Annotated in this window: 34 protein-coding genes; 31 read left to right on the plus strand and 3 right to left on the minus strand. The window is 42.7% G+C overall.

What is annotated here, in order from left to right; genetic code table 11:
• Positions 1 to 97: 97 nt before the first annotated feature.
• From JMF81_RS03230 to hxlB, 7 genes are read left to right on the plus strand one after another with little or no spacing between them, the layout of a single operon-like run.
• Positions 98 to 2,053 carry a BglG family transcription antiterminator gene (locus JMF81_RS03230; protein WP_201310035.1) on the plus strand — a complete coding sequence of 652 codons (1,956 nt, stop codon included), beginning with the start codon at positions 98 to 100 and terminating at the stop codon, positions 2,051 to 2,053.
• A 19-nt stretch (positions 2,054 to 2,072) separates the two neighbouring features.
• Positions 2,073 to 2,528 (plus strand): PTS sugar transporter subunit IIA, encoded by a 456-nt coding sequence (locus JMF81_RS03235; protein ID WP_201310036.1) that lies wholly within the window; start codon positions 2,073 to 2,075, stop codon positions 2,526 to 2,528.
• Positions 2,529 to 2,557: 29 nt separating this feature from the next.
• Positions 2,558 to 3,886 (plus strand): PTS galactitol transporter subunit IIC, encoded by a 1,329-nt coding sequence (locus tag JMF81_RS03240; protein ID WP_201310037.1) that lies wholly within the window; start codon positions 2,558 to 2,560, stop codon positions 3,884 to 3,886.
• A 22-nt stretch (positions 3,887 to 3,908) separates the two neighbouring features.
• The gene (locus JMF81_RS03245) at positions 3,909 to 4,193 is read left to right on the plus strand and encodes a PTS sugar transporter subunit IIB (RefSeq protein WP_201310038.1); all 285 of its coding nucleotides are present in this window, start codon (positions 3,909 to 3,911) and stop codon (positions 4,191 to 4,193) included.
• A 9-nt stretch (positions 4,194 to 4,202) separates the two neighbouring features.
• Positions 4,203 to 4,730, plus strand: a complete 528-nt coding sequence (locus JMF81_RS03250; RefSeq protein ID WP_201310039.1) for a YjbQ family protein — start codon at positions 4,203 to 4,205, stop codon at positions 4,728 to 4,730.
• Complete coding sequence (locus tag JMF81_RS03255) at positions 4,727 to 5,380, plus strand: ribulose-phosphate 3-epimerase (RefSeq protein WP_201310040.1); 654 nt, start codon at positions 4,727 to 4,729, stop codon at positions 5,378 to 5,380. Before JMF81_RS03250 ends, JMF81_RS03255 begins: the two co-directional genes overlap by 4 nt.
• On the plus strand, positions 5,377 to 5,931 hold the full coding sequence (hxlB, locus tag JMF81_RS03260; protein ID WP_201310041.1) for a 6-phospho-3-hexuloisomerase: 555 nt from the start codon (positions 5,377 to 5,379) through the stop codon (positions 5,929 to 5,931). Before JMF81_RS03255 ends, hxlB begins: the two co-directional genes overlap by 4 nt.
• A 28-nt stretch (positions 5,932 to 5,959) precedes the next feature.
• Here the strand turns inward: hxlB and thpR are convergent, their stop codons facing one another.
• Positions 5,960 to 6,445, minus strand: a complete 486-nt coding sequence (thpR, locus tag JMF81_RS03265; RefSeq protein WP_201310042.1) for an RNA 2',3'-cyclic phosphodiesterase — start codon at positions 6,443 to 6,445, stop codon at positions 5,960 to 5,962.
• A gap of 96 nt (positions 6,446 to 6,541) precedes the next feature.
• Here thpR and JMF81_RS03270 point away from each other — a divergent pair, with 96 nt between their 5' ends.
• The 8 genes from JMF81_RS03270 (at position 6,542) to JMF81_RS03305 (ending at position 12,572) form a co-directional block, all read left to right on the plus strand.
• On the plus strand, positions 6,542 to 6,967 hold the full coding sequence (locus tag JMF81_RS03270) for a hypothetical protein (RefSeq protein ID WP_201310043.1): 426 nt from the start codon (positions 6,542 to 6,544) through the stop codon (positions 6,965 to 6,967).
• A gap of 249 nt (positions 6,968 to 7,216) precedes the next feature.
• Positions 7,217 to 7,411, plus strand: a complete 195-nt coding sequence (gene thiS, locus JMF81_RS03275; protein ID WP_201310044.1) for a sulfur carrier protein ThiS — start codon at positions 7,217 to 7,219, stop codon at positions 7,409 to 7,411.
• A gap of 62 nt (positions 7,412 to 7,473) precedes the next feature.
• Positions 7,474 to 8,244: a thiazole synthase gene (locus JMF81_RS03280; protein ID WP_201310045.1), complete on the plus strand. Its 771-nt coding sequence runs from the start codon at positions 7,474 to 7,476 to the stop codon at positions 8,242 to 8,244.
• A 9-nt stretch (positions 8,245 to 8,253) separates the two neighbouring features.
• Positions 8,254 to 9,417, plus strand: coding sequence for a 2-iminoacetate synthase ThiH (thiH, locus tag JMF81_RS03285; protein ID WP_201310046.1), 1,164 nt, complete (start codon positions 8,254 to 8,256; stop codon positions 9,415 to 9,417).
• Positions 9,418 to 9,522: 105 nt separating this feature from the next.
• On the plus strand, positions 9,523 to 10,446 hold the full coding sequence (gene pyrF / locus JMF81_RS03290) for an orotidine-5'-phosphate decarboxylase (protein ID WP_201310047.1): 924 nt from the start codon (positions 9,523 to 9,525) through the stop codon (positions 10,444 to 10,446).
• A 16-nt stretch (positions 10,447 to 10,462) separates the two neighbouring features.
• Positions 10,463 to 11,230, plus strand: coding sequence for a dihydroorotate dehydrogenase electron transfer subunit (locus JMF81_RS03295; RefSeq protein WP_201310048.1), 768 nt, complete (start codon positions 10,463 to 10,465; stop codon positions 11,228 to 11,230).
• Positions 11,230 to 12,132 carry a dihydroorotate dehydrogenase gene (locus JMF81_RS03300; RefSeq protein ID WP_201310049.1) on the plus strand — a complete coding sequence of 301 codons (903 nt, stop codon included), beginning with the start codon at positions 11,230 to 11,232 and terminating at the stop codon, positions 12,130 to 12,132. The genes JMF81_RS03295 and JMF81_RS03300 overlap by 1 nt, the downstream gene beginning before the upstream one ends.
• 20 nt (positions 12,133 to 12,152) lie before the next feature.
• Positions 12,153 to 12,572 carry a CBS domain-containing protein gene (locus JMF81_RS03305; RefSeq protein WP_201310050.1) on the plus strand — a complete coding sequence of 140 codons (420 nt, stop codon included), beginning with the start codon at positions 12,153 to 12,155 and terminating at the stop codon, positions 12,570 to 12,572.
• 313 nt (positions 12,573 to 12,885) lie between these two features.
• Here JMF81_RS03305 and JMF81_RS03310 read toward each other — a convergent pair whose 3' ends face one another.
• The gene (locus JMF81_RS03310) at positions 12,886 to 13,785 is read right to left on the minus strand and encodes a LysR family transcriptional regulator (protein ID WP_201310051.1); all 900 of its coding nucleotides are present in this window, start codon (positions 13,783 to 13,785) and stop codon (positions 12,886 to 12,888) included.
• A 127-nt stretch (positions 13,786 to 13,912) separates the two neighbouring features.
• On the opposite strand from JMF81_RS03310, the gene JMF81_RS03315 reads away from it, so the two are divergent.
• The 3 genes from JMF81_RS03315 to lpdD are packed head-to-tail and all read left to right on the plus strand — an operon-like array spanning position 13,913 to position 16,332.
• Positions 13,913 to 15,385: a UbiD family decarboxylase gene (locus JMF81_RS03315; RefSeq protein WP_201310052.1), complete on the plus strand. Its 1,473-nt coding sequence runs from the start codon at positions 13,913 to 13,915 to the stop codon at positions 15,383 to 15,385.
• An 18-nt stretch (positions 15,386 to 15,403) separates the two neighbouring features.
• Entirely contained in the window at positions 15,404 to 15,970 is a 567-nt protein-coding gene (locus tag JMF81_RS03320) for a UbiX family flavin prenyltransferase (RefSeq protein ID WP_201310053.1), read from the plus strand.
• Positions 15,955 to 16,332: a prenylated flavin chaperone LpdD gene (gene lpdD, locus JMF81_RS03325; protein ID WP_201310054.1), complete on the plus strand. Its 378-nt coding sequence runs from the start codon at positions 15,955 to 15,957 to the stop codon at positions 16,330 to 16,332. Before JMF81_RS03320 ends, lpdD begins: the two co-directional genes overlap by 16 nt.
• Positions 16,333 to 16,372: 40 nt before the next feature.
• On the opposite strand, the gene JMF81_RS03330 is transcribed toward lpdD, so the two are convergent.
• Entirely contained in the window at positions 16,373 to 16,585 is a 213-nt protein-coding gene (locus tag JMF81_RS03330; protein ID WP_201310055.1) for a helix-turn-helix domain-containing protein, read from the minus strand.
• A gap of 171 nt (positions 16,586 to 16,756) precedes the next feature.
• Here JMF81_RS03330 and JMF81_RS16880 point away from each other — a divergent pair, with 171 nt between their 5' ends.
• From JMF81_RS16880 to JMF81_RS03395, 13 genes are all read left to right on the plus strand, one after another.
• A complete protein-coding gene (locus tag JMF81_RS16880; RefSeq protein ID WP_201310056.1) occupies positions 16,757 to 16,867 on the plus strand; it encodes a zinc-ribbon domain-containing protein in 111 nt (36 codons plus the stop codon).
• Positions 16,868 to 16,899: 32 nt separating this feature from the next.
• Positions 16,900 to 17,205: a hypothetical protein gene (locus JMF81_RS03340; protein WP_201310057.1), complete on the plus strand. Its 306-nt coding sequence runs from the start codon at positions 16,900 to 16,902 to the stop codon at positions 17,203 to 17,205.
• A 165-nt stretch (positions 17,206 to 17,370) separates the two neighbouring features.
• Entirely contained in the window at positions 17,371 to 18,048 is a 678-nt protein-coding gene (gene pyrE, locus JMF81_RS03345; RefSeq protein WP_201310058.1) for an orotate phosphoribosyltransferase, read from the plus strand.
• A gap of 12 nt (positions 18,049 to 18,060) precedes the next feature.
• The gene (locus tag JMF81_RS03350; protein ID WP_243282525.1) at positions 18,061 to 18,567 is read left to right on the plus strand and encodes a VanZ family protein; all 507 of its coding nucleotides are present in this window, start codon (positions 18,061 to 18,063) and stop codon (positions 18,565 to 18,567) included.
• Positions 18,564 to 18,896: a hypothetical protein gene (locus JMF81_RS03355; RefSeq protein ID WP_201310059.1), complete on the plus strand. Its 333-nt coding sequence runs from the start codon at positions 18,564 to 18,566 to the stop codon at positions 18,894 to 18,896. Before JMF81_RS03350 ends, JMF81_RS03355 begins: the two co-directional genes overlap by 4 nt.
• A 29-nt stretch (positions 18,897 to 18,925) precedes the next feature.
• On the plus strand, positions 18,926 to 19,519 hold the full coding sequence (locus JMF81_RS03360; RefSeq protein WP_201310060.1) for an HD domain-containing protein: 594 nt from the start codon (positions 18,926 to 18,928) through the stop codon (positions 19,517 to 19,519).
• Positions 19,516 to 21,549, plus strand: a complete 2,034-nt coding sequence (locus JMF81_RS03365) for an aminopeptidase (protein ID WP_243282526.1) — start codon at positions 19,516 to 19,518, stop codon at positions 21,547 to 21,549. The genes JMF81_RS03360 and JMF81_RS03365 overlap by 4 nt, the downstream gene beginning before the upstream one ends.
• Before the next feature lie 46 nt (positions 21,550 to 21,595).
• Positions 21,596 to 22,099: a 5-(carboxyamino)imidazole ribonucleotide mutase gene (gene purE / locus JMF81_RS03370; RefSeq protein WP_201310061.1), complete on the plus strand. Its 504-nt coding sequence runs from the start codon at positions 21,596 to 21,598 to the stop codon at positions 22,097 to 22,099.
• Positions 22,100 to 22,164: 65 nt separating this feature from the next.
• Entirely contained in the window at positions 22,165 to 23,190 is a 1,026-nt protein-coding gene (gene purM / locus JMF81_RS03375) for a phosphoribosylformylglycinamidine cyclo-ligase (protein ID WP_201310062.1), read from the plus strand.
• Positions 23,184 to 23,810 carry a phosphoribosylglycinamide formyltransferase gene (purN, locus tag JMF81_RS03380; protein WP_201310063.1) on the plus strand — a complete coding sequence of 209 codons (627 nt, stop codon included), beginning with the start codon at positions 23,184 to 23,186 and terminating at the stop codon, positions 23,808 to 23,810. The genes purM and purN overlap by 7 nt, the downstream gene beginning before the upstream one ends.
• A gap of 71 nt (positions 23,811 to 23,881) precedes the next feature.
• Positions 23,882 to 24,406, plus strand: a complete 525-nt coding sequence (locus JMF81_RS03385) for an NlpC/P60 family protein (RefSeq protein WP_243282527.1) — start codon at positions 23,882 to 23,884, stop codon at positions 24,404 to 24,406.
• Between the two features lie 17 nt (positions 24,407 to 24,423).
• Entirely contained in the window at positions 24,424 to 25,695 is a 1,272-nt protein-coding gene (gene purD / locus JMF81_RS03390) for a phosphoribosylamine--glycine ligase (protein ID WP_201310064.1), read from the plus strand.
• A gap of 26 nt (positions 25,696 to 25,721) precedes the next feature.
• Positions 25,722 to 26,690 carry a zinc-ribbon domain-containing protein gene (locus JMF81_RS03395; protein WP_201310065.1) on the plus strand — a complete coding sequence of 323 codons (969 nt, stop codon included), beginning with the start codon at positions 25,722 to 25,724 and terminating at the stop codon, positions 26,688 to 26,690.
• The last annotated feature ends 209 nt before the right edge of the window (positions 26,691 to 26,899 follow it).

Genomic DNA, 26,899 nt, shown 5'->3' on the forward strand with positions numbered 1-26,899 from the left:
CATTTCCAGATTAATATGGAAGCTAATGTAATTGCATGTTTTACAGGCAGAATGGTATTCTAGAGACAGAAAGAGAACAGTTAATTAACAGGTAGGGGTGATTGATTTGATTCGTCGACAAATCGAATTATTAAAACTTTTGTCAAGGCAAAGGGAATACAAACCCGCTTCTTTCTTTAGTAAGTTACTTAAGGTTTCAACAAAAACTATTTATTCCGATATTACTTACCTTCAGAGTGAAGCAGAAAAATATTCAATTGATCTTATCCGGGTTCCGAGGATAGGGATACGACTGGAGGGAACGAAAGAAAATATCCGACAAATGATTCGGGAAATACGTGAGGAAGAATTCAATTATGAAGTGAAGTATTCACCGGAATACCGCAGATTATGGATTATGCAGAAAGTTTTAGTTGATTGTGAAAAGATTACATTGGAATCAGTATCACAAGAATTTATGGTCAGTAAAACATCACTATATCAGGATATCGCTGAAATCAATAAGCTGATTCAAGATGGAAATGAAGATATGGTGAAATTGGAAGTGGGCGAACAAGGATTTTTTATGAAAGAAAAGGAAATCAGGATCCAGAATGCCCTTAGAAATTTTTTGCTGGCCGGGCAGAAGGAAGGTACTTTTACAGAATTTATTGGACAGCTGAATCAATTGTTTGCACAAAAAATTGTAGAAGCAATATCCAATCTTGTTTTGGATGATTATAGTGAATTGACAGACACATTGTCGGAATATTATCTGGAATCTCTGCTGGTAACTCTGATCATTCAGGCTTCCAGACTGGAATGTGGATTCCATATAGAGAAGGAAGGAACAATTTCCTATAATAACATTCAATATATGGAAACATATGTTGTGGCAAACAGTATGGCGGAATGGCTGAAAAAACAGCTGCATCTTCATTATAACACGGATGATATAGAATACTTGTGCCGTCAGCTTTTTGCTCATAGAGTAACAAGTCATACAAAGAAGACGGACCCGGACTATGGTGAGACTGTTCGGATTGTTATTCAGAAAATGAGTGAAATTCAGGGAATTGACTTAACGCAGGATAGTCGTTTGTATGATGCGCTGCTGCAGCATCTGCCGCCTATGATTCTTCGGCTTAAGAAAAATATTCATGTAGTCAATCCAATACTGGAAACCATCAAGGAAGAGTATCCGGAATTATTTACAACTATATGGTACGCGCTGGCAGAAATTGAGTCCAGATATAATGTGATTTTGACTGAGGATGAAGTTTCATTTATCTTACTGCATTTTCAACTTGCACTTGATAAATTTGAGGATGTAGGAAATATTATCGTAGTCTGCACATACGGAGTCAGTTCTTCTCAGCTGATTTTAAGAAGAGTAAAACAAATTCTTCCGGCAAAAGATAATATTGTTGTAATGAATTTGAAAAGACTGCAGGAGACGGATTTGAAAAATGTAGACTTGATTATTTCTCCTATTGATTTAGAGGAAACAGAGGTTCCTTATGTTAAAGTGAATCCATTGCTGACAAAAGAAGATTATACAAAAATACTGGACGCTTATACGAGACAGGTGCTTTTGCCAGGCAACAATTCAGATAATAAAGAAAAATATGTGATTCATGTGCCGATACTAAAACAGTATTTAGATCCAGATTTTATTTTTTTAAAGCAGGATGTTAGAGACAAGCAGGAATGTCTGGATTGTATGATCGACATCTTGGAAAAAAAGCAACTTGTCTATGATGGATTTAGGGATTCAGTGTATCAACGTGAAAAAATGGGAAGTACCTGTGTCGATACAGGGGCGGCATTGCCTCATGCAGATCCAAAGACGGTAAAAGAAGCGAAAATTATATTTTTTACACTTCAAACACCAATTGATTGGAGCGGAATTAATGTCTCCCTGATTATTATGACAGCCTTTCCTGATAAAGATATGGATCAAATTCGTGGTGTGATCAATGAATTGTATCAGCTGATCAGTAAGAAGGAGTATGTAGATGCATTTGTGCAGTTTGAAACCAAAGAACAGATTTTAGATGTATTTCATCAGTAAATCCAGGAGGTAGAATCAAATGTATTTTGATCAAAGGTTATGTATATTTCATCAAAAGCTGGAAACAAAAGAACAGCTGTTTCGCATAATGGCGGACAAAATGTTAGAAGCAGGCTGTGTGAAGGAAAGTTATTATGATGGGATAACAAACAGAGAAAAAGAATATCCCACTGGTTTGTATGTGAACGGTACAGGGTTTGCACTTCCCCATACAGATTCAGAAAGGGTAAATAAATCTCAGATTTGTTTTATGTCTTTGGAAGAACCCATTGAGTTTGAGGATATGGTAGATAAAAACCATAAGATTCCCGTTGAGCTGATTTTTATGCTTGCGATGAAACAGCCGCATGAACAGGCGGGAACGCTGCAAAATCTTGTAGCATTATTTCAGAATAAGGAAAAAACAGAGCAGCTGAAAAAATGTAGTACAGAAGATGAATTTATGGAGATTTTAAACGCTTCAGGAATCGAATAACAGTACACACAAGAAAGAGAGAATAGAATATGTTAGATGCATTACAATGGTTTATTAATTTAGGTTCAACAGTATTTTTACCGATTATTATATTTATTTTAGGAATTATCTTTGGAGTGAAACCTGCAAAAGCTGCAATTTCCGGATTCACAGTGGGAATTGGAAGCATAGGATTGAATTTGGTAATTGAATTATTATCTGACAATCTGGGGACAGCGATTCAGGTAATGGGAGAACAATATGGATTTTCATTAAATATTATGGACATAGGCTGTGGAGTAGGCGGTCCGCTGGCATTCTCAACAACACTTGGAATCATATTGATTCCTTTGTCTCTGATTGTTAATTTGATTTTTGTTATTCTTGGGTGGACAAAAACCTTAAACGTAGATATTTGGAATTTTTGGTTTCCTTGCTTTTTAGGGCTGATGACACAGGCAGTGACAGGCAGCTATGTAACTGGAATTTTAGGATGTCTGGTAGCCATTATGTTACAGTGGCTGTTAGCAGATTTATTCCAGAAGAAAGTAAGTGAATTTTTTGGATATCCTGGTATTGCGATTACACATATGATGGCTTTATCAGGTGCATTAATTGCAGTTCCTCTGAATTGGATTTTTGATCGTATTCCAGGATTTAATAAAATTGATGCGGATTCAGAAACCATTGCGAAGAAATTTGGGTTTTTCGGAGATACCGTTGTTGTAGGAATTATTATAGGAATTGTTGTGGGAATTTTAGCTAAATATGATTTTGCAAAAGCCGCGCAGCTGGGAATGGCAACAGGGGCAGTTATGAAAATCATGCCGAAAATGGTTGCGATGTTTATGGAGGGCTTAATGCCGATAGCGGAGGCAGCAAAAGAATTTACAAATAAAAAGTTAGGCGGCAGAAGTGTAAATATCGGTATGGACGCAGCATTGACTGTAGGACATCCAACCGTTATGAGTACAAATTTGTTAATGGTGCCGATATCTTTGGCATTGGCTGTGATTTTACCTGGAAATCAGACCCTTCCGTTTGGAGATTTGGCATTTTACGCTTTTGGAATATGTCTTATGATTCCTGTTTTTAAAGGAAATGTTGTCAGATCCATTATTGGATGCAGTATTTACATGGTGTCTTTATTATATTTGTCTACATGGCTTGCACCAATGATCACAAAAGTATTTGAGATTGCTCAGTATGATGTCGGAACAAGTGGACTTGTAACATCAGTACTTTGCGGGCTGTGGCCAACGGCATTATTTACGGCAGCAGCGGATTTGCTGGGAAATATTGGATTAATAATTATCGGAGTTGTTGTAATTGGGCTGTTGATTTATGTAAATAAGGTTAGAAATCAGGAAGCAGCCTAAAATTATTGATTGGAGGTCTATTATGAAAAAATTATTAATTGTATGCGGAGCAGGACATGCGACATCAACCATAGCAGTCGCTAAGGTGACAGAATGGCTTAAGAAAGAGGGATATGAAAACGATGTTAAGATTTATCAATCTAAAATTGCAGATGAATTAAATCGAATCGATGATTATGATGCGGTTATTTCAACAACAATTGTACCGGATTCTATAAAGAATAAGGTGATACAGGGGCTTCCGCTTCTAAACGGAATGGGTATAGACAATGTATATGCAGAGTTAAAAGAAAGACTTGGATTGTAAGGTGGCAGTATGGCAGTTTATTTTAATGAGATTTCAATGCATTCCATAAAAGGGCGTCCTTCATATCACGATATTACAGATGAAATAAAGAAGAAAATAGAAGAATCAAGTATAACAAACGGGTGTATTGTAATTACCAGTGCACATACAACATGTTCTCTTTATTTTGATGAGTGTATGCATGACAGAAATTTTTGGGGCGATGAATATCTGCAGGTGGATATTAACGAAGCAATGGAGAAAATTGCGCCAACGATGAAAACAGAGAATCAATATCATAGTCCGGGGCCTGAACATATAAAATTTGGTCTGAGCCTGGGTACAAAAGAATATCCATCGGAAAAATGGACGATGTTAAATACGGACGCGCATATTCGATCTTCCATTTTTGGGAGTCCTTCATTAACATTCATCGTAAAAGATAAAAAAATCCAGATGGGCTCCCTTGGAAAAGTGTATTTCGTTGACTGGGATCAGCTCAGGGAACGAGACCGAACAATTCAAGTTATGATAATGGGAGAGCAGGTGGTTCTATGATAATCAATCCATCGTTGTTAAATGCTAATACATATCGAATAAAAGAACAATTAGATCAGTTGAAAAAAGGAAATATTACACATCTTCATATTGATATCGCGGATGGACATTTTGTACCGGTGATGTCTTTTGGCGCAAACACCGTAAGAGATTTAAAGAAAGAAACGGACTTGGTTTTGGATTGCCATATGATGGTGGAAAAGCCCGAAGAGAAAATTCCTGCAATTATAGAAGCTGGGGCTGATATTATTACAGTTCATGCAGAAGCAACGGCACATATTTATAAGGTTATGCAAAAAATTCAAGGAGCAGGAAGAAAAGCTGGAGTTGCATTAAATCCTGGTACTCCGATTTCTATGATAGAAGAGATTCTTCCATTTGCAGATTTAATTTTGTGCATGACATCAAATCCGGGAATGGCAGGAGAAACTTTTATAAACAGTGTCACTAAGAAAATAGAGATTCTTAATGAAATCAGAAAAAATAAAGGATATCGCTATCTTATAGAAGCTGACGGAAGTATCAACGAAGAAAATATTAGTTTTTGCAGAAAAGCCGGTGCTGATCTTATTGTATCAGGACGTTTTATCTTTGACGGAAAAATAGAAGAACAGCTGTGGAGATTAAGGATGGCAGGTGAAGCTAAATGAAAATAACAAATCATTTAAGATTGATTTTGAAGGAATTGACAGAACAGGCAGAACAAGTTTCAGAAAAACAAATGGTGGATTTGGCGAATCAAATCTGCAGCAGCAGACAAATCTTTGTGATGGGGAAAGGGAGATCAGGAATAGCGATACAGGGACTGGCGAACAGAATGGTGCATTTGGGATTAGCAGCTTACGTGATTGGGGAAACCAGTACTCCTCATACAGAAGATGGAGATTTGTTGATCATAGGATCCGGATCCGGGGAAACAGAAGCTTTGACGGTGATAGCACAAAAAGCTAAAAAGGCGAATGTCCTTCTTGCAGTAATAACAGGAAATAAAGATTCTGTTTTGGCGAAGATGGCAGATTTTCTTATTCTGCTTCCCGGAGATTCCAAACAAGAGGCTGGTTTAAAAAAATCAATCCAGCCAATGGGGAGTCTGTTTGAACAGCTTTCATTTTTAGTATATGATGCGCTGGTGTTAGAATTAATGGGCAGATTAAATCAAACATCGGAACAGATGTATCTCCGACATGCCAATTTGGAATAATGTTGAAAGGAATCATACGGCGGAAGGCTTAAAGTTGTGTATATACCATTTTCCCATTCCGCCGTTCTGATTTCATCAGAGCCACCTTTTCTACGGTCATGTCTGCTTTGGGCATATGGATCTGATAGGGTTTCTTTGCGTAAACCTTCCGGATTAATGTTATATGAGGAACAAATTTTTTCCGGCCGCAGGGGATTCCACTGGCTGTCAGGGCAGACTGCAGTTCTTTTGCATAAGTTTTCAGCTTCTGATTCCCTTTGATGCCGGCCCATAAAATATTCCCAAAAGTTCCTTTATCTGACAGACTGAGTCTGAATTTTGGCAGAGGAATGCTGTCGATCACGGATTTTACCTTCTGAGGATCATCGTATTCTCCGATAAAAGCAAGTGTCATATGAAGATTTTGCGCCGGGACATAATTTCCTGAAACGCCCTGTTTCTTCAAATCGTGCATACAGTGAATCAATGCTTTTTTCATTTGATCGGAAAGGGGAATCGCAATAAATAATCTCATAGATTTCTCACCTCGTATTTGCTTATTTCATCTCTTATATTATAATATAAGAACAGACGTTTTAACAGGACTATGGAATGAGACAAAGGAGGAAATATGTATAAATTAGATGAAGAAAAGAATATTGTAAAGAAAACCTGTGTACAGGTCAGAAAACATGAAGATAATGCTTGGTATATAAAATTTCCTGAGTCCTGGGCAGAAGGGTTATCAGAAGTTTCCGATGTATGGATTATAGGAAAGGGACTTGAAAAAGGAATTAATCTGTATTCACCACAGCAGTGGGAGAAAATGAAATTATTTTTCTTAAAGGAAAAAGCCGTGGATGAAAAACGTATCAGAGTTTTGCAGAGGCATCTGATGGCGGCTGCGTATGAGACCAGGATACAGAACGGGGAAATCCATATTCCGGAGATGCTGATTGCATATTGTGAGATAAAGAACGAAGAAGCGGTGTTAATAAAATATGAAAGAGATGGAAAGGTTTTTTATTCCGTGCAGAACATGAGTGAGGCAATATAAAAAAGAGATAAAATTTGTTTGACAGGACAGGATTTTGTTTTAAAATAGCAAGATAGTGATATTGACAAAAATACGCAGTTATGATAAAAATATAAACAGAGTGAATCTGAACGTATCAGGTCCATGAAGGGGCACACCACCTCGGGTGTGGGTTTCTTCATGGACCTTTTTTGTATATTATAATAAAGGAAAAAGATACGGGCAGACGAAAGGACGCGGATACACGAAAAACGAAAAGGAGGTTCCCGGATGATTATAAACGGTGAAAAACAGACGCTGCTGGAGCCGGTTTATCTGGATGTTTTTCTGAAAAGAGAGGGCTATCAGAAGAACAGGATCGCAGTGGAAAGAAACGGTGAAATTATTCCGAAAAGTGAATATGAAAAGGTCATCGTTACAGACAGCGATACGCTGGAAATTGTTACTTTTGTAGGAGGAGGCTGATATCTTCCGGCATTACAGAGAAAAACGGACACTAAGTTACAGCAAATCAAAGGAGACAAACTATGAAACAGGACAAATTAGTAATCGGCGGACATGAATTTGATTCCAGATTTATTCTGGGATCCGGAAAATACTCTGTGGATCTGATTAAGGCAGCCATAGAAAATGCGGGAGCACAGATAATCACTCTGGCTCTAAGAAGAACCAACACAAAAGACGCAGCCAATATCATGGATTACATACCAGAGGGCATTACACTGCTCCCAAATACTTCAGGCGCGAGAAATGCAGAAGAAGCAGTCAGAATCGCCCGCCTTGCCAGGGAAGTGGGATGCGGTGATTTTATTAAGATTGAAGTCATCCACGATTCCAAATATCTGCTTCCGGACAATTATGAAACCATTAAAGCAACAGAAATTCTTGCAAAAGAAGGGTTTGTTGTCATGCCGTATATGTATCCGGATCTGAACGCAGCAAGAGATCTGGTCAATGCGGGAGCAGCTTCCATTATGCCGCTGGGATCACCGATTGGTTCCAACAAAGGAATCTGCACCAAAGAGTTTATTCAGATTCTGATCGATGAGATCGATCTTCCGATTATTGTAGATGCAGGAATCGGAAAGCCGTCTCAGGCATGTGAAGCCATGGAAATGGGAGCGGCAGCGGTTATGGCAAATACGGCGATCGCTACAGCAGGAGATATCCCGGCAATGGCTGAGGCCTTCAAGAAAGCCATCGAGGCAGGAAGAAGCGCTTATCTGGCCGGAATGGGAAGAGTCATTGAAAAAGGCGGCAGCGCATCTTCACCACTGACAGGATTTTTACAGGATTAGGAGGACAGCATGAGCGTAAGAATTGACGAACATACAGATCATATGAAATACACAGACGATATGGAAGCAATTGATTCCGATATCATGGATCAGGTGATTGCGGAAATGAACGCCTTTGATCCGGATCAGTACACAGAGGCGGATGTAAGAGCGGCGCTGAATGCGGATACTTGTTCTGTTGAGAATTTCAAAGCGCTTCTTTCACCGGCAGCCATGCCGTTTCTGGAGGAAATCGCAAGGAAAGCCCAGATGGAGACAAGGAAGCATTTCGGCAATTCCGTTATGATCTTTACTCCGCTTTATATTGCTAATTACTGTGAAAACTATTGTATTTACTGCGGATTTAACTGCCACAATAAGATTAAAAGGGCGAAACTCAGCGCAGAAGAAATCGAAAAAGAGATGAAAACCATTGCGGACAGCGGCCTGGAGGAAATTCTGATCCTGACTGGAGAAAGTCCGAATATGTCAGATGTAAAATATATCGGAGAGGCATGCAAAATTGCAAGAAAATATTTTAAAGTAGTAGGCCTGGAGGTCTACCCGATGGATTCCAAAGACTACGCATATCTTCATGAATGCGGAGCGGACTTTGTCACAGTCTTTCAGGAAACCTATAATTCAGAAAAATACAAAACGCTTCACCTGGGAGGAAGAAAAAGAATTTTCCCATATCGTTTCAATGCCCAGGAACGTGCCATTATGGGAGGAATCCGCGGCGTAGGTTTTGCGGCGCTTCTGGGACTGGATGATTTCCGCAAAGACGCTCTTGCAACGGGAATGCACGCATATCTTCTGCAGAGGAAATATCCGCATGCGGAAATCGCATTTTCATGTCCGAGACTTCGTCCGATCATCAACAATGATAAGATCAATCCAAAGGATGTACATGAGCCGCAGCTTCTTCAGATTATCTGCGCCTACAGAATTTTTATGCCATTTGCCAGCATTACTATTTCCAGCAGGGAATGTGCAAGATTCCGTGATAACATCGTTCAAATTGCAGCTACAAAAATTTCAGCAGGCGTGAATGTAGGAATCGGCGGTCATACAGGCGAGGAAAAAGGAGACGAGCAGTTCGAGATTGATGACGGAAGAACCGTGGATGAAATCTATCATATGATCCAGGAAAACGGAATGCAGCCGGTTATGACAGATTATATTTATGTGTAAAAAGATAGAGGATGTTTTTTCAGGAGAGTTCCATAGACGGAACTCTCTTTTTATGATAAGATAAGATGATAAATTCAATTGAAAAAAGCAAAAAGGAGAATTGCCATGATAAATCAGTTAGTAAAGAATATTAAAAAGCTGGATGCTCCGATTGTCGTAGGACTGGATCCAATGCTTTCCTATGTGCCGGAACATATCCAGAAGGCAGCATTTGACGAGTATGGAGAGACTCTGGAAGGTGCGGCAGAAGCAATATGGCAATACAACAAAGGGATTATTGACAGTACATATGATCTGATTCCGGCAGTAAAACCGCAGATTGCCATGTACGAACAGTTTGGAGTTCCGGGTCTTGCCGCATTCCAGAAAACATGTGAATATGCCAAAAGCAAGGGTCTGGTCATCATCGGTGATATCAAGAGAGGCGATATCGGATCCACTTCTAAGGCATATGCTGTCGGACATCTGGGCCAGGTACAGATCGGAGACAAGAAATTCAGCGGATTCTGCGAGGATTTTGTGACGGTCAATCCATATCTGGGCAGCGATGGAGTCCGTCCTTTTATGGAAGTGTGCAAAGAAGAAAAGAAAGGAATCTTTGTTCTTGTAAAGACGTCCAATCCTTCCAGCGGGGAATTCCAGGATCAGGAGATCAACGGAAGACCGCTGTATGAACTGGTTGCAGAAAAAGTCGCATCCTGGGGTGAAGAAGTCATGGGAGACGACTACAGCTATGTTGGAGCGGTTGTAGGAGCGACCTATCCGAAGATGGGAGAGATTTTAAGAAAAGTGATGCCGAAGTCCTATATCCTCGTTCCGGGATACGGAGCTCAGGGAGGACAGGCAAAGGATCTGGCTCCATTCTTCAACGAAGACGGACTGGGAGCCATCGTTAATTCTTCCCGTGGAATCATCTGTGCTTATCAGCAGGAGAAATACAGCAGTTTTGGCGCTGAAAATTACGCAGACGCGTCCAGACAGGCTGTGCTTGACATGAAAGAAGATTTAAAACAGGCATTTGTGCGATAAAACAAAGGAGAATGCAATGGGGAAAAAACAATTAACAGCAAAGATCATAAGTCAGACAAAACTGGCAGATGGAATCTATGATATGAGACTCCAGGCAGAAGAGATAGCAGCCTGTGCGAAGCCGGGACAGTTTATTTCTGTGTATGTCAACGATAAGAGCAAAATCCTTCCAAGGCCAATCAGTATCTGCGGGATTGACGCGGAGGGAGGAAGTCTGCGCATCGTATACCGCATTGCCGGAGAAGGAACAAAACAAATGGCAGGATATAAAGCGGGAGATACCGTGAAGATTTTAGGACCGCTTGGAAATGGATTCACAATGAAACCGGAAAAAGCAGTTCTGATCGGCGGAGGAATTGGAATTCCTCCGATGCTGGAACTGGCAAAACAGCTGGACTGCCCGAAGAGCATCGTACTCGGATACCGGGACAGCCAGATGTTTTTGAAAGATGAATTTGAACCGTACGGAGATGTATTTGTATCAACGGAAGATGGTTCTGCAGGTACAAAAGGAAATGTTATTGACGCTATAAAAGAGCAGGGTGTGGAAGGAAGTGTGATCTATGCCTGCGGGCCGACGCCGATGCTGAAGGGAATCCAGGCGTACGCCCTGGAGAATGGAATCGAAGCGCAGATTTCCCTGGAAGAGCGGATGGCCTGCGGAATCGGCGCATGTCTTGCCTGTGTCTGCCAGTCAAAAGAAGTGGATGAACATTCAAAGGTACATAACAAGCGTGTGTGCAAAGATGGACCTGTTTTTGATGCCAGGGAGGTGGAACTGTAATGAATCTTTCAGTGAATATCGCAGGAGTAACAATGAAAAACCCTGTTACAACAGGTTCCGGAACCTTTGGATCCGGGGAAGAATTCAGTGAATTCGTGGATTTATCCGCTTTGGGAGCCGTGACGACCAAGGGAGTTGCCAATGTGCCGTGGCCGGGAAATCCGACCCCTCGAATTGCGGAAGTATACGGCGGCATGCTCAATGCCATCGGACTGCAGAATCCCGGGATTGATGTGATGATTGAGCGGGACCTGCCGATGCTTCAGAAAGCAGGGGCAGCAGTGATCGTTAATGTATGCGGAAAATCAGAGAAGGACTATGTGGAAGTTGTTGAGCGTTTGTCTGATCAGCCGGTGGATCTGCTGGAGATCAATGTGTCCTGCCCGAATGTTAAAGAAGGCGGAATTGCCTTCGGACAGGATCCAAAAGCGCTGCATCATATCACAAAAGAAGTGAAAGCAAAGGCAAAGCAGCCGATCATTATGAAATTAAGTCCGAACGTAACGGACATTACAGAGATGGCAAGGGCAGCAGTGGACGCTGGAACAGACGGATTGTCTCTGATCAATACCCTCACCGGAATGAAAATCGATATTGAAAAAAGAGATTTCGTTCTGGCAAACAAGACCGGAGGAATGTCAGGACCTGCGATCAAGCCGGTCGCTCTGCGGATGGTCTATCAGGTGGCAAACGCGGTGGATGTGCCGATCATCGGAATGGGAGGGATCTCTACGGCAGAAGATGCCCTGGAATTCATCATGGCGGGAGCCACGGCAGTTTCTGTCGGAACCGCAAACTTCATGAATCCGGCAGCAACGATCGACGTCATTGAGGGCATCAAAGACTATATGAAACGTCATCAGATTGAAGATATACAGGAATTGATCGGCTGTGTGAAATAATCCAAAAGGGGGATGAAAGCATGAATATTTTATTTTTTCTGACTCCCAAAAAAGAAGTTGCGTGCCTTCCGGCAGATGATACGCTCCGACAGGCTATGGAGAGGATGAAGTATCATGGGTATACGGCGGTTCCGCTTCTGACAAAGGAAGGGAAATATGCCGGAACCATTACGGAAGGTGATATTTTAAGGGCAATGGAAACTCTCTGCCACTGGGATATTTTTCAGGCAGAGAAAATAAAGATCAAGGATGTTCCGAAAAAAAGGGACAATAAAGCGATTAATATCAGTACAGATATGGATGATCTGGTGGATGTGATCGCCGATCAGAACTTTGTTCCGGTCATTGATGATCAGGAAAAATTCATTGGTATTATTACAAGAAAAGATGTCATTCGTTTTTACTATGAGGAACATAAGAAGAGCGAAGAGAAAAAGTAGACAGAAAAATTGTGATCAGGATCAGATGTGTGAAAATGCATCTGATCTTTTTTGCTTTTTTGTCTTGCATAGGGAAGTAAGGAATAGAACTACTTTTCTTGAAAGAAGCATCCGGAAAATTGGAAAGTCTGCGCAGGAGGAGACGATTTGGAAAAAAGACCTCCTGTGGATCAAAAAGACTACATGGGAGGGGAGAATCATAAAGAAAGAACCTCCCAGGAGAAATAAATCAATAAGAGGAGGAGACAAGTCGGGAAAGAGTCTCCCATGGGTTAAAAAGCTCATACAGGAGGAGGCTATGAATAAAAAAACTTTACAAATTCGTTATCTCCTGTTTTGATTGTTCGCTTTTTATAAAGGATAAGAACAAAGCTGTGTTTTTAGAAGAATTTTGTCCTTTCTCCATTGCCAGAACCACAGGAAGGGTGACTGCCGGGTGCAGAGGGAGCAGCGCTATATTTTCATAATGAAAGATTTTAAAATTGCTCTTCGGCAGCAGACTGATACCTTCTTTCACCGACACAGCGCTTAAAATAGATTCCGTTCGGGCGGTGCGGACAATATGGGGCCGAATGTTTTCCTTTTTAAAAAGCTGCATGCACAGCTGATAGATCGAGGTATAAGGGTTCATAAGAATCAGGGATTCTTCCGCCAGATCCTGAAGGGTCACAGGACAGCGATTCAAAGCAAGAGGATGGTCTGCAGGCAGAACCACAGAAAGTTCATCTTCTGCGATCAGGAAGGTTTCGTATGGCTGTCCGGAGAGCATATGTCCCCGGGCAGCAACCATATCATACCGCTTGTCAGAAAGTCCCTGCAGGAGATCAGGTTCCTCTACTTCTTCTAAAATTACCGGGATATCAGGATATTTATTTTCAAACCGGCGGAAAAGATGCGTCAGTCCATACTGGGTCAGAATCGGCAGAGTTCCGATGCGCAGAGCGTCTGGTCTGGATTTATAAGGTTTCATGCAGGACAGCATATGCTGATAATTCTGATAAAGAGAGACCGCTTCCGGATAGAAAGCCGTTCCGGCATCTGTCAGGCAGGCTTTCCGTCTGCTGCGGTCAAAAAGTTTAAGATCCAGATCTTTTTCCAGACGCATGATCTGCTTGGAAAGAGCAGACTGGGAAATATGAAGATCCTCTGCTGCATCGAAGAATGTATCATGCTCAACAATCGAAATAAAATATTGTAACTGCTCAAATGTCATAGACGCCTCCTAAAATAACCGGATCAATGATTCCATTCTGGAATCAATTGTAGCATAAATCGAATTGATTCGAAACAGAAAGAAACGATAAAATAGGAATCAGGGAAAAACTGCAGGAGGAGAGAAGATGGAAAAGAAAGTAAATGATTTAAGAAGCGCCCTGGCACTGCTGAAATCCATGCCGGGACAGCTGATCGAGACAGATGTTGAAGTGGAACCGAAGGCTGAACTGTCCGGCGTATACCGGCATGTTGGCGCCGGGGGAACAGTTCAGAGACCGACAAAGGAAGGGCCGGCCATGATTTTTAATAATGTAAAAGGACATCCGGGAGCAAGGGTAGCCATCGGCGTTCTGGCAAGCAGAAAACGAGTGGCAGCTCTGCTGGGAACAAAACCGGAGAATCTTGGTAAGATGCTGTATGAAAGTGTGGATCACCCGGTGGCTCCGATACTGAGCAAAAAGCCTGCGCCATGCCAGGAAATTGTCCACAAAGCGGAGGATCCGGATTTTGATCTGTACCGCCTGGTTCCGGCGCCTGCTAATACGCCGGATGACGCAGGACCGTATATTACTCTGGGAATGTGCTACGCCACCCATCCGGATACGGGACTGAGCGATGTCACCATACACAGACTGTGCATTCAGGGAAAAGATGAACTGTCTATTTTCTTTACGCCGGGAGCAAGACATATCGGAGCTATGGCGGAAAGAGCAGAAGAACTGGGGCAGAAACTGCCGATTTCCATCAGCATCGGCGTGGATCCGGCAATAGAAATCGGATCCTGCTTTGAACCGCCGACCACACCTCTTGGATATGATGAGCTGGCGGTGGCAGGAGCTCTCAGGGGAGAACCAGTGGAATTGTGTGACTGTATTACGGTGAAAGAAAGAGCCATAGCCAATGCGGAATATGTGATCGAAGGGGAGGTTATTCCCAATGTCAGAGTCCAGGAAGACCAGAACAGCCATACAGGATATGCCATGCCGGAATTTCCGGGATATACAGGACCGGCAAGCAGCCAGTGCTGGCTGATCAAGGTAAAGGCAGTGACCCACAGAAAGAATCCGATCATGCAGACCTGCATCGGACCGAGTGAGGAACATGTATCCATGGCAGGAATTCCTACAGAAGCAAGTATATATGGAATGGTGGAAAAAGCCATGCCGGGAAGACTTCAGAATGTGTACTGCGCTTCACCGGGCGGAGGAAAATATATGGCAGTCCTTCAGTTTAAGAAACTGACAGCCAGCGATGAAGGACGTCAGAGACAGGCGGCGCTTCTTGCATTTTCCGCTTTCAGTGAGCTGAAACACGTCTTTCTGGTAGATGAAGATGTGGACTGCTTTGATCTGAACGATGTATTGTGGGCAATGAATACACGATTCCAGGGAGACGCGGATATTATTACGATTCCGGGAGTCAGATGCCATCCGCTGGATCCGTCTAATGATCCTTACTGTTCTCCGGGAATCCGGGATCATGGAATTGCCTGCAAGACGATTTTTGACTGTACGGTGCCATTTGACCAGAAAGAAAGATTTAAGAGAGCGAGATTTATGGATGTGGATCCGGAAAAATGGACGAAAGACGCAAGGTAAGGCAAAAGGGAGAAAGCAATGAAGAAGATCATCATAGGAGCAACAGGAGCCAGCGGAATGCCGATTCTGGCGGAGTGTTTAAAACAGATCCGTTTAGAAAAGGAATATGAATCTGCACTGATCATGAGCCAAAGTGCTGTACTAACGCTGGAACATGAAACAGATTATAAAAAAGAAGAAATTGAACAGCTTGCTGATGAAGTATTTACGCCGGATCAGATCGGGGCAGGACCGGCAAGCGGATCTTATCGAACCCATGGAATGCTGATCGTGCCGTGCAGTATGAAGACTGCGGCCGGCATATGCAGCGGTTATGCGGATAATCTGATTCTCAGAGCAGCAGATGTAACGATCAAAGAGCAGCGCCCTCTGGTGCTGGCGGCAAGGGAAACGCCGTTAAGTCCGATTCATCTCAGAAATCTTGCGGAATTATCCAGGATGCCGGGAGTCCGGATCATTCCGCCGATGATGACTTTTTATCAACGGCCGGAAACGATAGATGATATGGTGCGTCATATGGCAGCGAGACTTTTAGAACCATTTGGAATTGAAACGGAAGGATACCGAAGATGGAAAGGCATATAGAAGAACAGATCATAGAAAAAGAGTTGTCTTATACAAAACTCATCGTGAAGATTTTCAGAATCGGAAAGGATATTCACATGACCCTTCAGGGAGGAGAAAAACCTCATATCGGGTGTGTCGTCCTGGCAGTGCCGCGGCCTTCACTGGATGGGAATGGAACAGGAAGCAGTACGGCTTCTGTCATCAATGTCACAGGGCATAAAGATGAAATCTTATGCCGCTGGATGGCAGAACAGGTGGCAGCCAGAGAAAACGCAGTGACAGTGTGCTGCGGAGGATTTCATATGGATCACATAACAAAAGAGCAGATCCTGGAGGTGAAAAAGGCGGCAGAAGAGATGATAAGGACACTTCTGAAATGAGAATAAGAAAAGAAGCCGTGTCAAACGGCTTCTTTTTAGTTTAATAAAGGATTTCCACAACGTCTTCAATGGAACATTCCAGGATCTGGCATAAGGACGCAAGAGTAGAAATATTAACATTATCACCCCGCTTCAGATGATACAGAGTGCCTTTGTTAAAATGATAGGTATTGATTAGTTTGTAAGTTGAAACATTTTTGCGCTTCATGGTGTTCCAAAGCGGTTCGTAAGAGACAGTTGCTGAATTATCCATTGATTTCCTCCAGATGTATAGTGTTCCCCAAAGGATTTGTGTGCTTACAGAAAATTATATTTTATACCTAATTACTTGAACATTCCTAAGATATTAGGTATAATATGCCTGATATTTCAGAGAGATCTGTGAGAGAAATACATTGCAGATCAGCATGAGCCGGAGGAAGAAATGTACTGCAGAGAATGTGGGAAAAAATTAGAAGAAAATGCGAAATACTGTACAGAATGCGGGAAACGGACTAAATCAGGATGCTGGCGTAAAAGGCGGAAGGAATTTTAAAAAAAGTCACAGGGCAGACGGCGGCTGCTTTTGTGCTGGAAGCGGCCGGCATTCTGATTTTTATATACATATGGATAAAAATGTACTGTGGAGCGGGAAGTCCGGATCAGATTTTGTGGATTGGAAAAAAAGAAGAATTATACTGGATAACCGGTATGTTTCTTTTGGGAATTTCCTGCTTTCTTTTTAGAAATATGGAAAAAGAAAATCAAATGCTTCATGGGATCCGTCTGGCAGGGTATATTATCTGCTGTATTGTTCTGATCATAATGATCTTTTTTGCGGCTCTTATATGGATGCGAAATTCCGGGATTTCAGGGCCGATTTTCAATTTGTAATAAAAGTAAGAAAAAAGTAGTCTTTTTTTCATTTTTCCTTTACATAACTTAATTGAAAATATAAGTAATTTATGTTAGAATTGAGAAGAAAATCTGAGGATGTATACGAAGATAAAAAAGACGATAAGGGCTCAACTGCCCATAACAACAGGAGGTTTTATAGATATGGAACAATACAAGAAAGATTTTATTGAGTTTATGATTGACTGCAATGTCTTAAAATTTGGAGATTTCGTAACCAAGAGCGGAAGAAATACACCGTTTTTTGTAAATACAGGATTTTATCGTACAGGTTCACAGCTTCGCCGGCTGGGAGAATATTACGCAAAGGCGATTGAAGCAAAATTCGGGTTTGATTTTGACGTATTATTCGGACCGGCATATAAAGGAATCCCGCTGAGTGTGGCGGCATCCATTGCCATTTCTGAAAAATATGACAAAGATATTCGTTACTGTGCGAACCGGAAGGAAGTAAAAGATCACGGAGATAAGGGAATCCTTCTTGGAAGCCCGATTGAAGACGGGGATAAAGTTGTGATCATCGAGGATGTGACAACAGCCGGAACTTCAATCCAGGAAACACTTCCGATCGTAAAAGCACAGGGAGATGTGGACGTTCTGGGACTGGTTGTTTCTGTAGACCGGATGGAGCGCGGACAGGGAGAGAAGAGTGCCCTGGATGAGATCCATGAAAAATATGGTCTGGAGACAACTGCGATCGTGACAATGGCGGAAGTAGTGGAACATTTATATAATAAGCCATATAAAGGAAAAGTTATTATTGATGATACATTAAAAGAGGCCATCGATGCATACTATGAAAAGTATGGTGTAAAACATTAAGGATGGGTTTTGGTGACAGTGAAAAAGAAAAAAGCAGTTCGTTTGGGAGCGAGGGTATTTTTTTACCTTTATATTATTATCATGTTCTATTTTGTGCTGCTGAGTGAGAGATATGGGAGGGAGACTGGATATCAGACCTCCCATGTTAATTTGGTTTTATTTAAAGAAATCCAAAGATTCTGGAATTACCGGCATCTTTTGTCTCCGGAGGCAGTGATTACAAATCTTTTTGGCAATATATTTGCGTTCAGCCCGTTTGGTTTTATGATTCCGATTATTTCAAAGAAAGCAAAAGGAGTCATTGCGGCTGTTTTTTCTACCTTTATGTTCAGTCTGCTGATCGAAAGCTGCCAGCTTGTAATGAAAGTCGGAGTTTTTGATGTAGATGACCTTCTCCTGAATACGGTGGGAGGTCTGATCGGATATCTGGCATACTGGGTATCTTTAAAAGGATATCATTTTTCACAAAAAAGAAAACAAAAGAATTATAATAGCAAGAAGGAAGAAGGCAGAAGATGAAGAAAAGCAGGAAAAAGAGTTTTGCGTATCGTCCGTCTGACCGGGTAGTATCCCGAATATCTGCAGTCTCCAGTATTTTGGGGATCTTAGGGATTCTGGGATATATTGTGCTGATTTTCGGTTCTTTCCAGGCATCTGGAAACGGAAGTGTCTGGTACGGACTGGGAGGCTGGGCCATTCTTGTATGTGCCGCTGCAGGCATGTACTGTGCAGTCAGAAGTTTTGAGGATACAGCGGCCATGGCAGTCTGGAAGATTGTCGGATGTGTTACAAATGGAATTGTGCTGCTGTTTTCCCTGATTATTTTTATTCTCGGGCTGATTGCATAGACAGCCTGTGTACAATGTTGGAGGAAAAGATGACAAGATTAGAACAGCAGATGGACTTTATCGTAGAGATCGATCAGTTAAAAGAGATTACCCGCCAGACTTACATTTCCAGCGGAGAGCGGAAAGAGACAGATGCTGAGCATGCATGGCATTTCGCGATCATGGCGGTTCTTCTGGCAGAATATGCCAATGAGCCGGTAGATTTACTAAAAGTGATCAAAATGGCTCTGATTCATGATCTGGTGGAAATCGACGCAGGAGATACATATCTCTATGATGAAGAAGGAGCAAAGACGAAAGCGGAACGGGAAAATAAGGCGGCAGAAAGATTGTTTCATCTGCTTCCGGACGACCAGGGAAAGGAATTTGATTCTATCTGGAGAGAATTTGAAGAACGAAAGACGCCGGAAGCCAGATTTGCGGCATCGCTGGACCGGCTTCAGCCAATTCTTCTCAATGACGCCACTGACGGAAAAGCATGGGAGGAACATGGAATCACAGAAGAACAGGTAAGAAAGCAGAATCAGCATGTGAAAGAAGGTTCTGTCCGGATATGGGAATATTTACAGAAGATTTTTGACAAAAATATAGAAAAAGGAAAAATTCAAAGGAGTTCATCATGAGTGGAATTTTGCAGGAGAGACATGAATTAAACAGAGACGGCCTGGAACAGGTACGGAAAAACTGTGAAAAAACAAATGAGTTTTCCGGATTCTTTCAGGAAACAGCGCAGATGCTGCAGTACCTCAATGGAATTTACGATGTTCCGGTCAAATCTTTTGATCAGCTGAAGCAATGGAATCAGGAATGGTATGGACAGATTCGTCCGGGAATCTATGAAACCGGATACGGGAATCCGGCGTTTAGCGTAGAAAAATTCGGAAAGGAGTATGGCCGGATTTTCAGTTTCCTTTATGCGGAGATGCGAAGCGGATTTATAGATGCCATCGAAGGAAGACTGTTTGATCTGGTAATCCTGAATGAGCTATTCCTGGAAATTTATCAGGTATTTCAGGAAGGCGACGCGTCCCCGGAGAGAATCAAAAAAATTATTTTTGACCATATGAGAGATTACAGCAGTGATATTTTTGAATACCGGATCCGGGAACAGCTAGATCCTTCTTTAGATTTTGCTGTTAAGATCGTTATGGAATCTGATCTTCAAAATCCGGATTTCCTTTATCAGTATGGAGAGTATATTTCCGAAAATGAGATCAGAACTCTGGAATATTTAAACAGCCTTCCGAAGGAAAAACTTCAGGCGATTGCCAGAACCTATGTGGAAGGCTTTCATGAAGGATTTATCGTAAACAATATCGATATGAGCCGGAAACGTACGGTAAACATCCGTTATACGATCGGATTTGAGCCGGTGATCCGGGAAGCGGTGCTTCAGTTTGAGGAAATCGGACTTTCGCCGGTCATTTATCGCAGCGGGCATTCAAGCCTGACGAAAGGCCTGGTAAAAGTAGGATATGTGTCAACGAGCCCGAATCCTCAGTACGAGTATGACCACCGGTACGATCAGGCGCTTTATTTTGACAACCGGTTTATGCAGCATAAATTAGAGTGTTACCGTAATTCTTACGAAAAATGGAAGGAGGAGGCTGCGGTTCTGGCGGGACCGGCATGCATGGAGACTTTTGGGGAGAAACCATTCCTTCCGGAAAATAAAGAAGCAAACCTGCGTCTGTCTGACCGGCAGCAGGAATTATCGGTAGAATTCCAGAAAAAATCATCGGAGATTGTAAATGAGTATATCAAACCGGATGAGAGAAGCTTTACGATCATTGCTTATCCGATTCCGGAAATCGGGGATCAGTTTGAGGAGATCTTTGAAGAAGTCGTAAAAGTCAATACCCTGGATCAAAATAAATACCGTGAGATTCAGCAGCATCTGATTGATGCTCTTGACCGTGCGGTGGAAGTGCACATCAAAGGTACGGGAGAAAACCAGACAGATCTTTATGTGTCAATGCATGAAATGGAAGATCCGGAAAAGCAGACAAATTTCGAGAACTGTCTGGCTGATGTAAATATCCCGGTAGGAGAAGTATTTACGTCACCGAAACTTGCGGGAACCAATGGAATCCTGCATGTTGGGGAAGTGTATTTAAGGGATCTGAAATTTATCGATCTGAAACTTGAATTCAAAGATGGAAAAATCGTATCTTATACCTGCGGCAATTTCCAGGAAGAAGAAGCAAATCAGGCGCTGATCAAAGAGAGTATTCTGTACAACAGAGAGACTCTGCCAATGGGAGAGTTCGCCATTGGAACCAATACTACGGCCTATGCTATGGCAAAGAAATATGACATTTTATATCAGCTGCCGATTCTGATCGTAGAAAAGATGGGGCCGCATTTTGCAGTTGGAGATACCTGTTACAGCCACAGCGAAGATACGAAGGTTTATAATCCGGACGGCAAGGAAATCAGTGCGAAACATAATGAATGTTCCATTGAAGGAGAGTATTTCCAGTGCCATACGGACATTACGATTCCTTACGAAGAACTGGGAGAGATTACAGCAATTGAACTCGGAGGAAAAGAAGTTCCGGTAATCCGGAATGGAAGATTTGTTCTTCCTGGTACGGAAACACTCAATGAACCATTGACGGACATCGGACAAGTTAGTAAAATGAAAAGATAAAGAGAATCTAAAGATTGATGCAATAAGAAAAAAGGAGAAAGAAAAAATGGCAAAAGTAGCAATTGTTATGGGCAGCGACTCTGATATGCCGGTTATGAGAAAGGCGGCAGAATTTTTAGAGGAAATGGGAATCGATTTTGAGATGACAATCATTTCTGCGCACAGAGAGCCGGACATATTTTTTGAGTGGGCAAAAGGTGCAGAAGACCGCGGAGTGAAGGTTATCATTGCCGGTGCAGGAAAAGCAGCTCATCTTCCGGGAATGTGCGCGGCATTATTCCCAATGCCGGTTATTGGAATCCCAATGAAAACATCCGATCTTGGAGGCGTTGATTCCTTATATTCTATCGTTCAGATGCCATCCGGAATCCCGGTTGCTACCGTAGCGATCAATGGAGGACAGAATGCCGGAATTCTTGCGGCTAAGATCCTTGCGGCATCTGATCCGGAACTTCTGGCTAAATTAAAAGATTACAGCGAGACGATGAAAAACTCTGTTGTTGCAAAGGCAGAGAAACTGGATCAGGTAGGATATAAAAATTATGAATAAGAGGATTTCAGAACGAAATCCGGACAGCCAAAGATATTTTAGATCATTTAGGAGGATTACAGCAAATGGATTATAAGAAAGCAGGAGTGGATATTGAGGCAGGATATAAGTCTGTCGAGCTTATGAAAAAGCATGTACAGTCAACGATGAGAGAGGAAGTCCTGACGAATATCGGTGGATTTTCCGGCGCTTTTTCCATGAAAAAGTTTAAAGATATGGAAAACCCGACTCTGGTATCCGGTACAGACGGAGTCGGAACAAAACTGAAACTGGCATTTATAATGGATAAGCATGATACCATCGGAATCGACTGCGTGGCGATGTGTGTTAATGATATTGCGTGTGCAGGGGGAGAACCGCTGTTCTTCCTGGATTATATTGCCTGCGGCAAGAATTTTCCGGAAAAGATCGCAACCATCGTAAGCGGTGTGGCAGACGGATGCCGTCAGTCTGAAGCGGCGCTGATCGGAGGCGAAACAGCAGAGATGCCGGGATTCTATCCGGAGGATGAGTATGACCTGGCAGGGTTTGCCGTAGGTGTTGTGGATGAGAAAGATCTGATCACAGGAAAAGATCTCAGGAAAGGAGATGTGCTGATCGGAATCGCTTCTTCAGGAATCCACAGCAATGGATATTCCCTGGTAAGAAAAGTATTCGAGATGACAGAAGAATCTTTAAATACATATTATGATGAACTTGGAAGCACGCTTGGAGAAGCGCTTCTGACTCCGACTAAAATTTATGTAAAAGCATTAAAAGCAGTAAAGAATGCAGGCGTTGTGATCAAAGGATGCAGCCACATTACAGGCGGCGGATTTTATGAGAATGTTCCTAGGATGCTTCCGGAAGGCGTAAGAGCAGTCGTACATAAAGATTCTTATGAGGTTCCTGCAATCTTTAAGCTTCTGGCAGAAACCGGAGAGATTGATGAAAAAATGATGTACAACACTTACAATATGGGAATCGGAATGATGGTAGCGGTCGACAATAAAGATGTGGATGCGGCGCTGGAGGCCCTGAAAGAGGCAGGAGAGACAGCCTATGTTGTTGGTGAGATCGAGAATGGAGAAAAAGGAGTTACCGTATGTTAAAATTAGCGGTTCTTGTGTCCGGAGGCGGCACGAATCTGCAGGCAGTCATAGATGGGATTGAAGCGGGAACGATCACGAATGCAGTCATTGATGTGGTGATCAGCAACAATAAAAACGCTTATGCGCTGGAGCGGGCAAAAAAACATGGAATCGAAGCGAAAGCGATTTCTCCGAAAGATTATGAAACAAGGGATGCATTTAATGAAGCTTTGTATCAGGAACTGGCAGGGCGGGAGATTGATCTGATCGTGCTGGCAGGATGTCTGGTTGTGATTCCGGAAAAGATCATAAAAGCATTTGAAAACAGGATCATTAATATTCATCCGTCTTTGATTCCATCATTCTGCGGAACCGGATATTACGGACTGAAAGTTCATGAAAAGGCTTTGGAGCGCGGTGTAAAAGTTTCCGGCGCTACCGTTCATTTTGTAGATGAAGGAACGGATACCGGCCCGATCATTGATCAAAAAGCCGTGTACGTGCAGGAAGGGGATACGCCGGAGATTCTGCAAAGAAGAATCATGGAAGAAGCAGAATGGATCATTATGCCGAAAGCGATTGATGATATCGCCAATGGCAGAATCCAGGTTGCGGATGGAAAGGTGGTCCGTAAATCCTGAGAAGAGGCAGAAAGAAATACTGGCTTCTGCCTGCCGCGGTACTTTTTGCAGCTGCGATCGCAGCAGGACCTTTGGCTCAAAAGAAGGATGCCGGGGATGCAAAAGAGACAGCAGTACAGAAGAGTGATAAAGATACAGCGGCGGAGCCGGTCGAGAAGCCGGCGAATCCTCAGGCGGCAGAAGCAGTAGATGAGGCGGTTCGGATTTATAAAGAACATCCGGCATACAGCCAGGCGAAACGGATGCAGGAAGGATATGTGGACTGCAGTTCCTATGTCTGGAGATGTTACGCCAAAGCAGGAATTTTTTTCGGGCAGAAAGAGTATGCGCCAACGGCAGCGGAGGCTGCCAGGTGGTGTCAGGAAAAAGGAGTCCTGCAGACGATCAGCAAGGAAGAAGGCCGGGACAAAACACTGCAGCCGGGCGATCTGATTTTCTATACGAAGCGGAAAGGGAACAACGGACGCTTTCTGAATATCGCCCATGTTTCGATTTATATTGGAAACGGGAAGATGCTCCATGCGGACGGAGATTCTCCGGCCTATGGAGATCCATGGTACCGGGAAGCTGCAGCCTTTGGAAGGCCGTCAGAATAAGAGAAAGGAAAAAAGCAATGAAGATTTTAATCGTAGGAAGCGGTGGAAGAGAACATGCAATTGCCTGGGCAGCCGCAAAGAGTCCAAAGACAGATAAGATTTACTGTGCTCCTGGAAACGCGGGAATCGCGGAGTTTGCGGAATGCGTGGACATTGGCGCCATGGAATTTGATAAACTGGCAGCGTTTGCAAAAGAAAAAGAGATTGACCTGACGATCATTGGAATGGATGATCCTCTGGTGGGAGGGATTGTTGACGTGTTTGAGGCAGAAGGGCTTCGCGTCTTCGGACCACGCAAAAACGCAGCGATCATTGAAGGATCCAAAGCTTTTTCTAAAGATTTGATGAAAAAATATAATATTCCGACTGCAGCGTATGAGACATTTACAGATCCTGAAGAAGCTGTAAAATATCTGGAGACTGCGAAAATGCCGATCGTGCTGAAGGCCGATGGCCTGGCGCTTGGAAAAGGTGTTTTGATCTGTAAGGATCTGGAAGAAGCAAAAGCCGGTGTAAAGACACTGATGCTGGATAAACAGTTTGGCGACGCAGGAGATGAGATCGTAATTGAAGAATTTATGACAGGACGCGAGGTATCTGTTCTGGCATTCTGCGATGGCAAAACGATCAAATGCATGACTTCCGCTCAGGATCACAAACGCGCAAAAGACGGAGATCAGGGACTCAATACCGGAGGAATGGGAACTTTTTCACCGAGTCCGTTCTATACCAAAGAGGTGGAAGATTTCTGTGAAAAGCATATTTACCAGCCGACGATGGACGCCATGGCAGCAGAGGGAAGACCGTTTACAGGAATTTTGTTCACCGGACTGATGCTGACAGAAGACGGACCGAAGGTTCTGGAATATAATGCTCGATTTGGAGATCCGGAAGCCCAGGTTGTACTGCCTCGGATGAAAAATGATATGATTGAAGTTATGGAAGCCTGCATTGACGGCAGACTGGCAGATGTGGAACTGGAATTTGAAGACAATGCCGCAGTATGCGTTGTACTGGCATCTGACGGATATCCGGAAAAGTATGAGAAAGGATTCGAGATCAAAGGACTCGATGCTTTTAAAGGAAAAGAAGGTTATTATGTATTCCATGCAGGAACGAAATTTGACGGAGACAAGATTGTAACCAACGGAGGACGTGTCCTTGGAGTAGTAGCCAAAGGGGACGATTTGAAAGCCGCAAGAGCAAACGCTTATGAAGCGACAGAATGGATTGATTTTGCCAATAAATATAAGAGAAATGATATTGGAAAAGCAATTGATGAGGCATAAGCGTCCGGTGAGAGAGGAAGTGGAACATGATTTGTCCGAATTGTAAAACAAAAAATGAAGATGGAGCGGCATTCTGCGCCAACTGCGGCATGAGTCTTTCTGACGATGATCAGCCAACGATTATGCAGGATGGACCGACGATCATGGAAACAGACGGCGGCGGATCAGGAAAACCGCCAAAAGACAAAAAGCAGAAGGAAACAGTGACAGAGCCGGTAAGATATCGCTCAGCCAAAGGAATCATCAGCGGTCTGTCTGCGCTGATTGTTGTTATGGCGCTGATGTTAGGGGTTGGTCTGTGGCAGGATAATTCTGCAAGCGGAGATACTGCATCTGCTACTACAGCAGCGAAAGATCAGGATGAGAGCAGCAGTGATTCCACTACGGCAGGAACAACAACAGAAAAAGCAGCTACAACAACGACAGAAGCTTCATCTGACGAGGATCTGCCGGATATCGAGGCACAGGATACGGTGGATTATACCAACGTTCTGTATTTAAAAGGATACGAAACCTTCTCAGCAGATGGATATTCTTTTGGCTATCCAAAAGCTTTTTATAAAACTGTATCTAAGACCAGCAAAGGTTATCGGTTTGAAAGTGATGATAAATACGAATGGCTGGAATACTCAAAAGAGAAAATGTCAGGATCCCAGTCAACAGCGTCTGCGATCAGTTCGATCCGCAGAAATCTGAAAAATCGTCTCAATAAGGAAAATGACATTTTATACAAAGAAACAGGCGTCTGTATTATGGGCGGCGTGGAAAAGACAGATGAGGATCAGGCAATCTATTATCTTGCAAGGATACAGGGAAATTATATCTATACCATGGAGGTTGGATATAAATATCCGGATCCATCCAATAAAACAGAAAAAAATCAGAGAGATTATTATGTAGACTGTCTTTACCGCTACTGCAGCTTTTCAGGAGGTACTTATTCACCGAGAAGTTACAGCACATTCCTGGATGGTGACATGGGAACAAAAAAATAACAGATATAAAGAAGCGGTATCCCCGCCGGAGTCAATGAAGATTCCGGCGGGGATATTTTTCATTTACTGTGAAACATTAACTTTCAGGTAGCCAAAAAAGCGCAGACTACTCCCTGATAAATTTTAATGTCTTTTTAAACTTAACTGGAAATCTTATGAGGCAACGACAGGAGCTTCCCAGCCAAGCGCTTTTAACTTTTTGAGATATG

The sequence above is a fragment of the Anaerostipes butyraticus genome (genome assembly GCF_016586355.1).
Lineage (GTDB): Bacteria > Bacillota > Clostridia > Lachnospirales > Lachnospiraceae > Anaerostipes > Anaerostipes butyraticus.

Excerpts from the sequence above, each read along its gene's own strand:
- JMF81_RS03235 (WP_201310036.1), top strand. The coding sequence starts at position 2,073 with ATGTATTTTGATCAAAGGTTATGTATATTTCATCAAAAGCTGGAAACA.
- JMF81_RS03240 (WP_201310037.1), top strand. The coding sequence starts at position 2,558 with ATGTTAGATGCATTACAATGGTTTATTAATTTAGGTTCAACAGTATTT.
- JMF81_RS03245 (WP_201310038.1), top strand. The coding sequence starts at position 3,909 with ATGAAAAAATTATTAATTGTATGCGGAGCAGGACATGCGACATCAACC.
- JMF81_RS03250 (WP_201310039.1), top strand. The coding sequence starts at position 4,203 with ATGGCAGTTTATTTTAATGAGATTTCAATGCATTCCATAAAAGGGCGT.
- JMF81_RS03255 (WP_201310040.1), top strand. The coding sequence starts at position 4,727 with ATGATAATCAATCCATCGTTGTTAAATGCTAATACATATCGAATAAAA.
- hxlB (WP_201310041.1), top strand. The coding sequence starts at position 5,377 with ATGAAAATAACAAATCATTTAAGATTGATTTTGAAGGAATTGACAGAA.
- thpR (WP_201310042.1), bottom strand. The coding sequence starts at position 6,445 with ATGAGATTATTTATTGCGATTCCCCTTTCCGATCAAATGAAAAAAGCA.
- JMF81_RS03270 (WP_201310043.1), top strand. The coding sequence starts at position 6,542 with ATGTATAAATTAGATGAAGAAAAGAATATTGTAAAGAAAACCTGTGTA.
- thiS (WP_201310044.1), top strand. The coding sequence starts at position 7,217 with ATGATTATAAACGGTGAAAAACAGACGCTGCTGGAGCCGGTTTATCTG.
- JMF81_RS03280 (WP_201310045.1), top strand. The coding sequence starts at position 7,474 with ATGAAACAGGACAAATTAGTAATCGGCGGACATGAATTTGATTCCAGA.
- thiH (WP_201310046.1), top strand. The coding sequence starts at position 8,254 with ATGAGCGTAAGAATTGACGAACATACAGATCATATGAAATACACAGAC.
- pyrF (WP_201310047.1), top strand. The coding sequence starts at position 9,523 with ATGATAAATCAGTTAGTAAAGAATATTAAAAAGCTGGATGCTCCGATT.
- JMF81_RS03295 (WP_201310048.1), top strand. The coding sequence starts at position 10,463 with ATGGGGAAAAAACAATTAACAGCAAAGATCATAAGTCAGACAAAACTG.
- JMF81_RS03300 (WP_201310049.1), top strand. The coding sequence starts at position 11,230 with ATGAATCTTTCAGTGAATATCGCAGGAGTAACAATGAAAAACCCTGTT.
- JMF81_RS03305 (WP_201310050.1), top strand. The coding sequence starts at position 12,153 with ATGAATATTTTATTTTTTCTGACTCCCAAAAAAGAAGTTGCGTGCCTT.
- JMF81_RS03310 (WP_201310051.1), bottom strand. The coding sequence starts at position 13,785 with ATGACATTTGAGCAGTTACAATATTTTATTTCGATTGTTGAGCATGAT.
- JMF81_RS03315 (WP_201310052.1), top strand. The coding sequence starts at position 13,913 with ATGGAAAAGAAAGTAAATGATTTAAGAAGCGCCCTGGCACTGCTGAAA.
- JMF81_RS03320 (WP_201310053.1), top strand. The coding sequence starts at position 15,404 with ATGAAGAAGATCATCATAGGAGCAACAGGAGCCAGCGGAATGCCGATT.
- lpdD (WP_201310054.1), top strand. The coding sequence starts at position 15,955 with ATGGAAAGGCATATAGAAGAACAGATCATAGAAAAAGAGTTGTCTTAT.
- JMF81_RS03330 (WP_201310055.1), bottom strand. The coding sequence starts at position 16,585 with ATGGATAATTCAGCAACTGTCTCTTACGAACCGCTTTGGAACACCATG.
- JMF81_RS16880 (WP_201310056.1), top strand. The coding sequence starts at position 16,757 with ATGTACTGCAGAGAATGTGGGAAAAAATTAGAAGAAAATGCGAAATAC.
- pyrE (WP_201310058.1), top strand. The coding sequence starts at position 17,371 with ATGGAACAATACAAGAAAGATTTTATTGAGTTTATGATTGACTGCAAT.
- JMF81_RS03355 (WP_201310059.1), top strand. The coding sequence starts at position 18,564 with ATGAAGAAAAGCAGGAAAAAGAGTTTTGCGTATCGTCCGTCTGACCGG.
- JMF81_RS03360 (WP_201310060.1), top strand. The coding sequence starts at position 18,926 with ATGACAAGATTAGAACAGCAGATGGACTTTATCGTAGAGATCGATCAG.
- JMF81_RS03365 (WP_243282526.1), top strand. The coding sequence starts at position 19,516 with ATGAGTGGAATTTTGCAGGAGAGACATGAATTAAACAGAGACGGCCTG.
- purE (WP_201310061.1), top strand. The coding sequence starts at position 21,596 with ATGGCAAAAGTAGCAATTGTTATGGGCAGCGACTCTGATATGCCGGTT.
- purM (WP_201310062.1), top strand. The coding sequence starts at position 22,165 with ATGGATTATAAGAAAGCAGGAGTGGATATTGAGGCAGGATATAAGTCT.
- purN (WP_201310063.1), top strand. The coding sequence starts at position 23,184 with ATGTTAAAATTAGCGGTTCTTGTGTCCGGAGGCGGCACGAATCTGCAG.
- purD (WP_201310064.1), top strand. The coding sequence starts at position 24,424 with ATGAAGATTTTAATCGTAGGAAGCGGTGGAAGAGAACATGCAATTGCC.
- JMF81_RS03395 (WP_201310065.1), top strand. The coding sequence starts at position 25,722 with ATGATTTGTCCGAATTGTAAAACAAAAAATGAAGATGGAGCGGCATTC.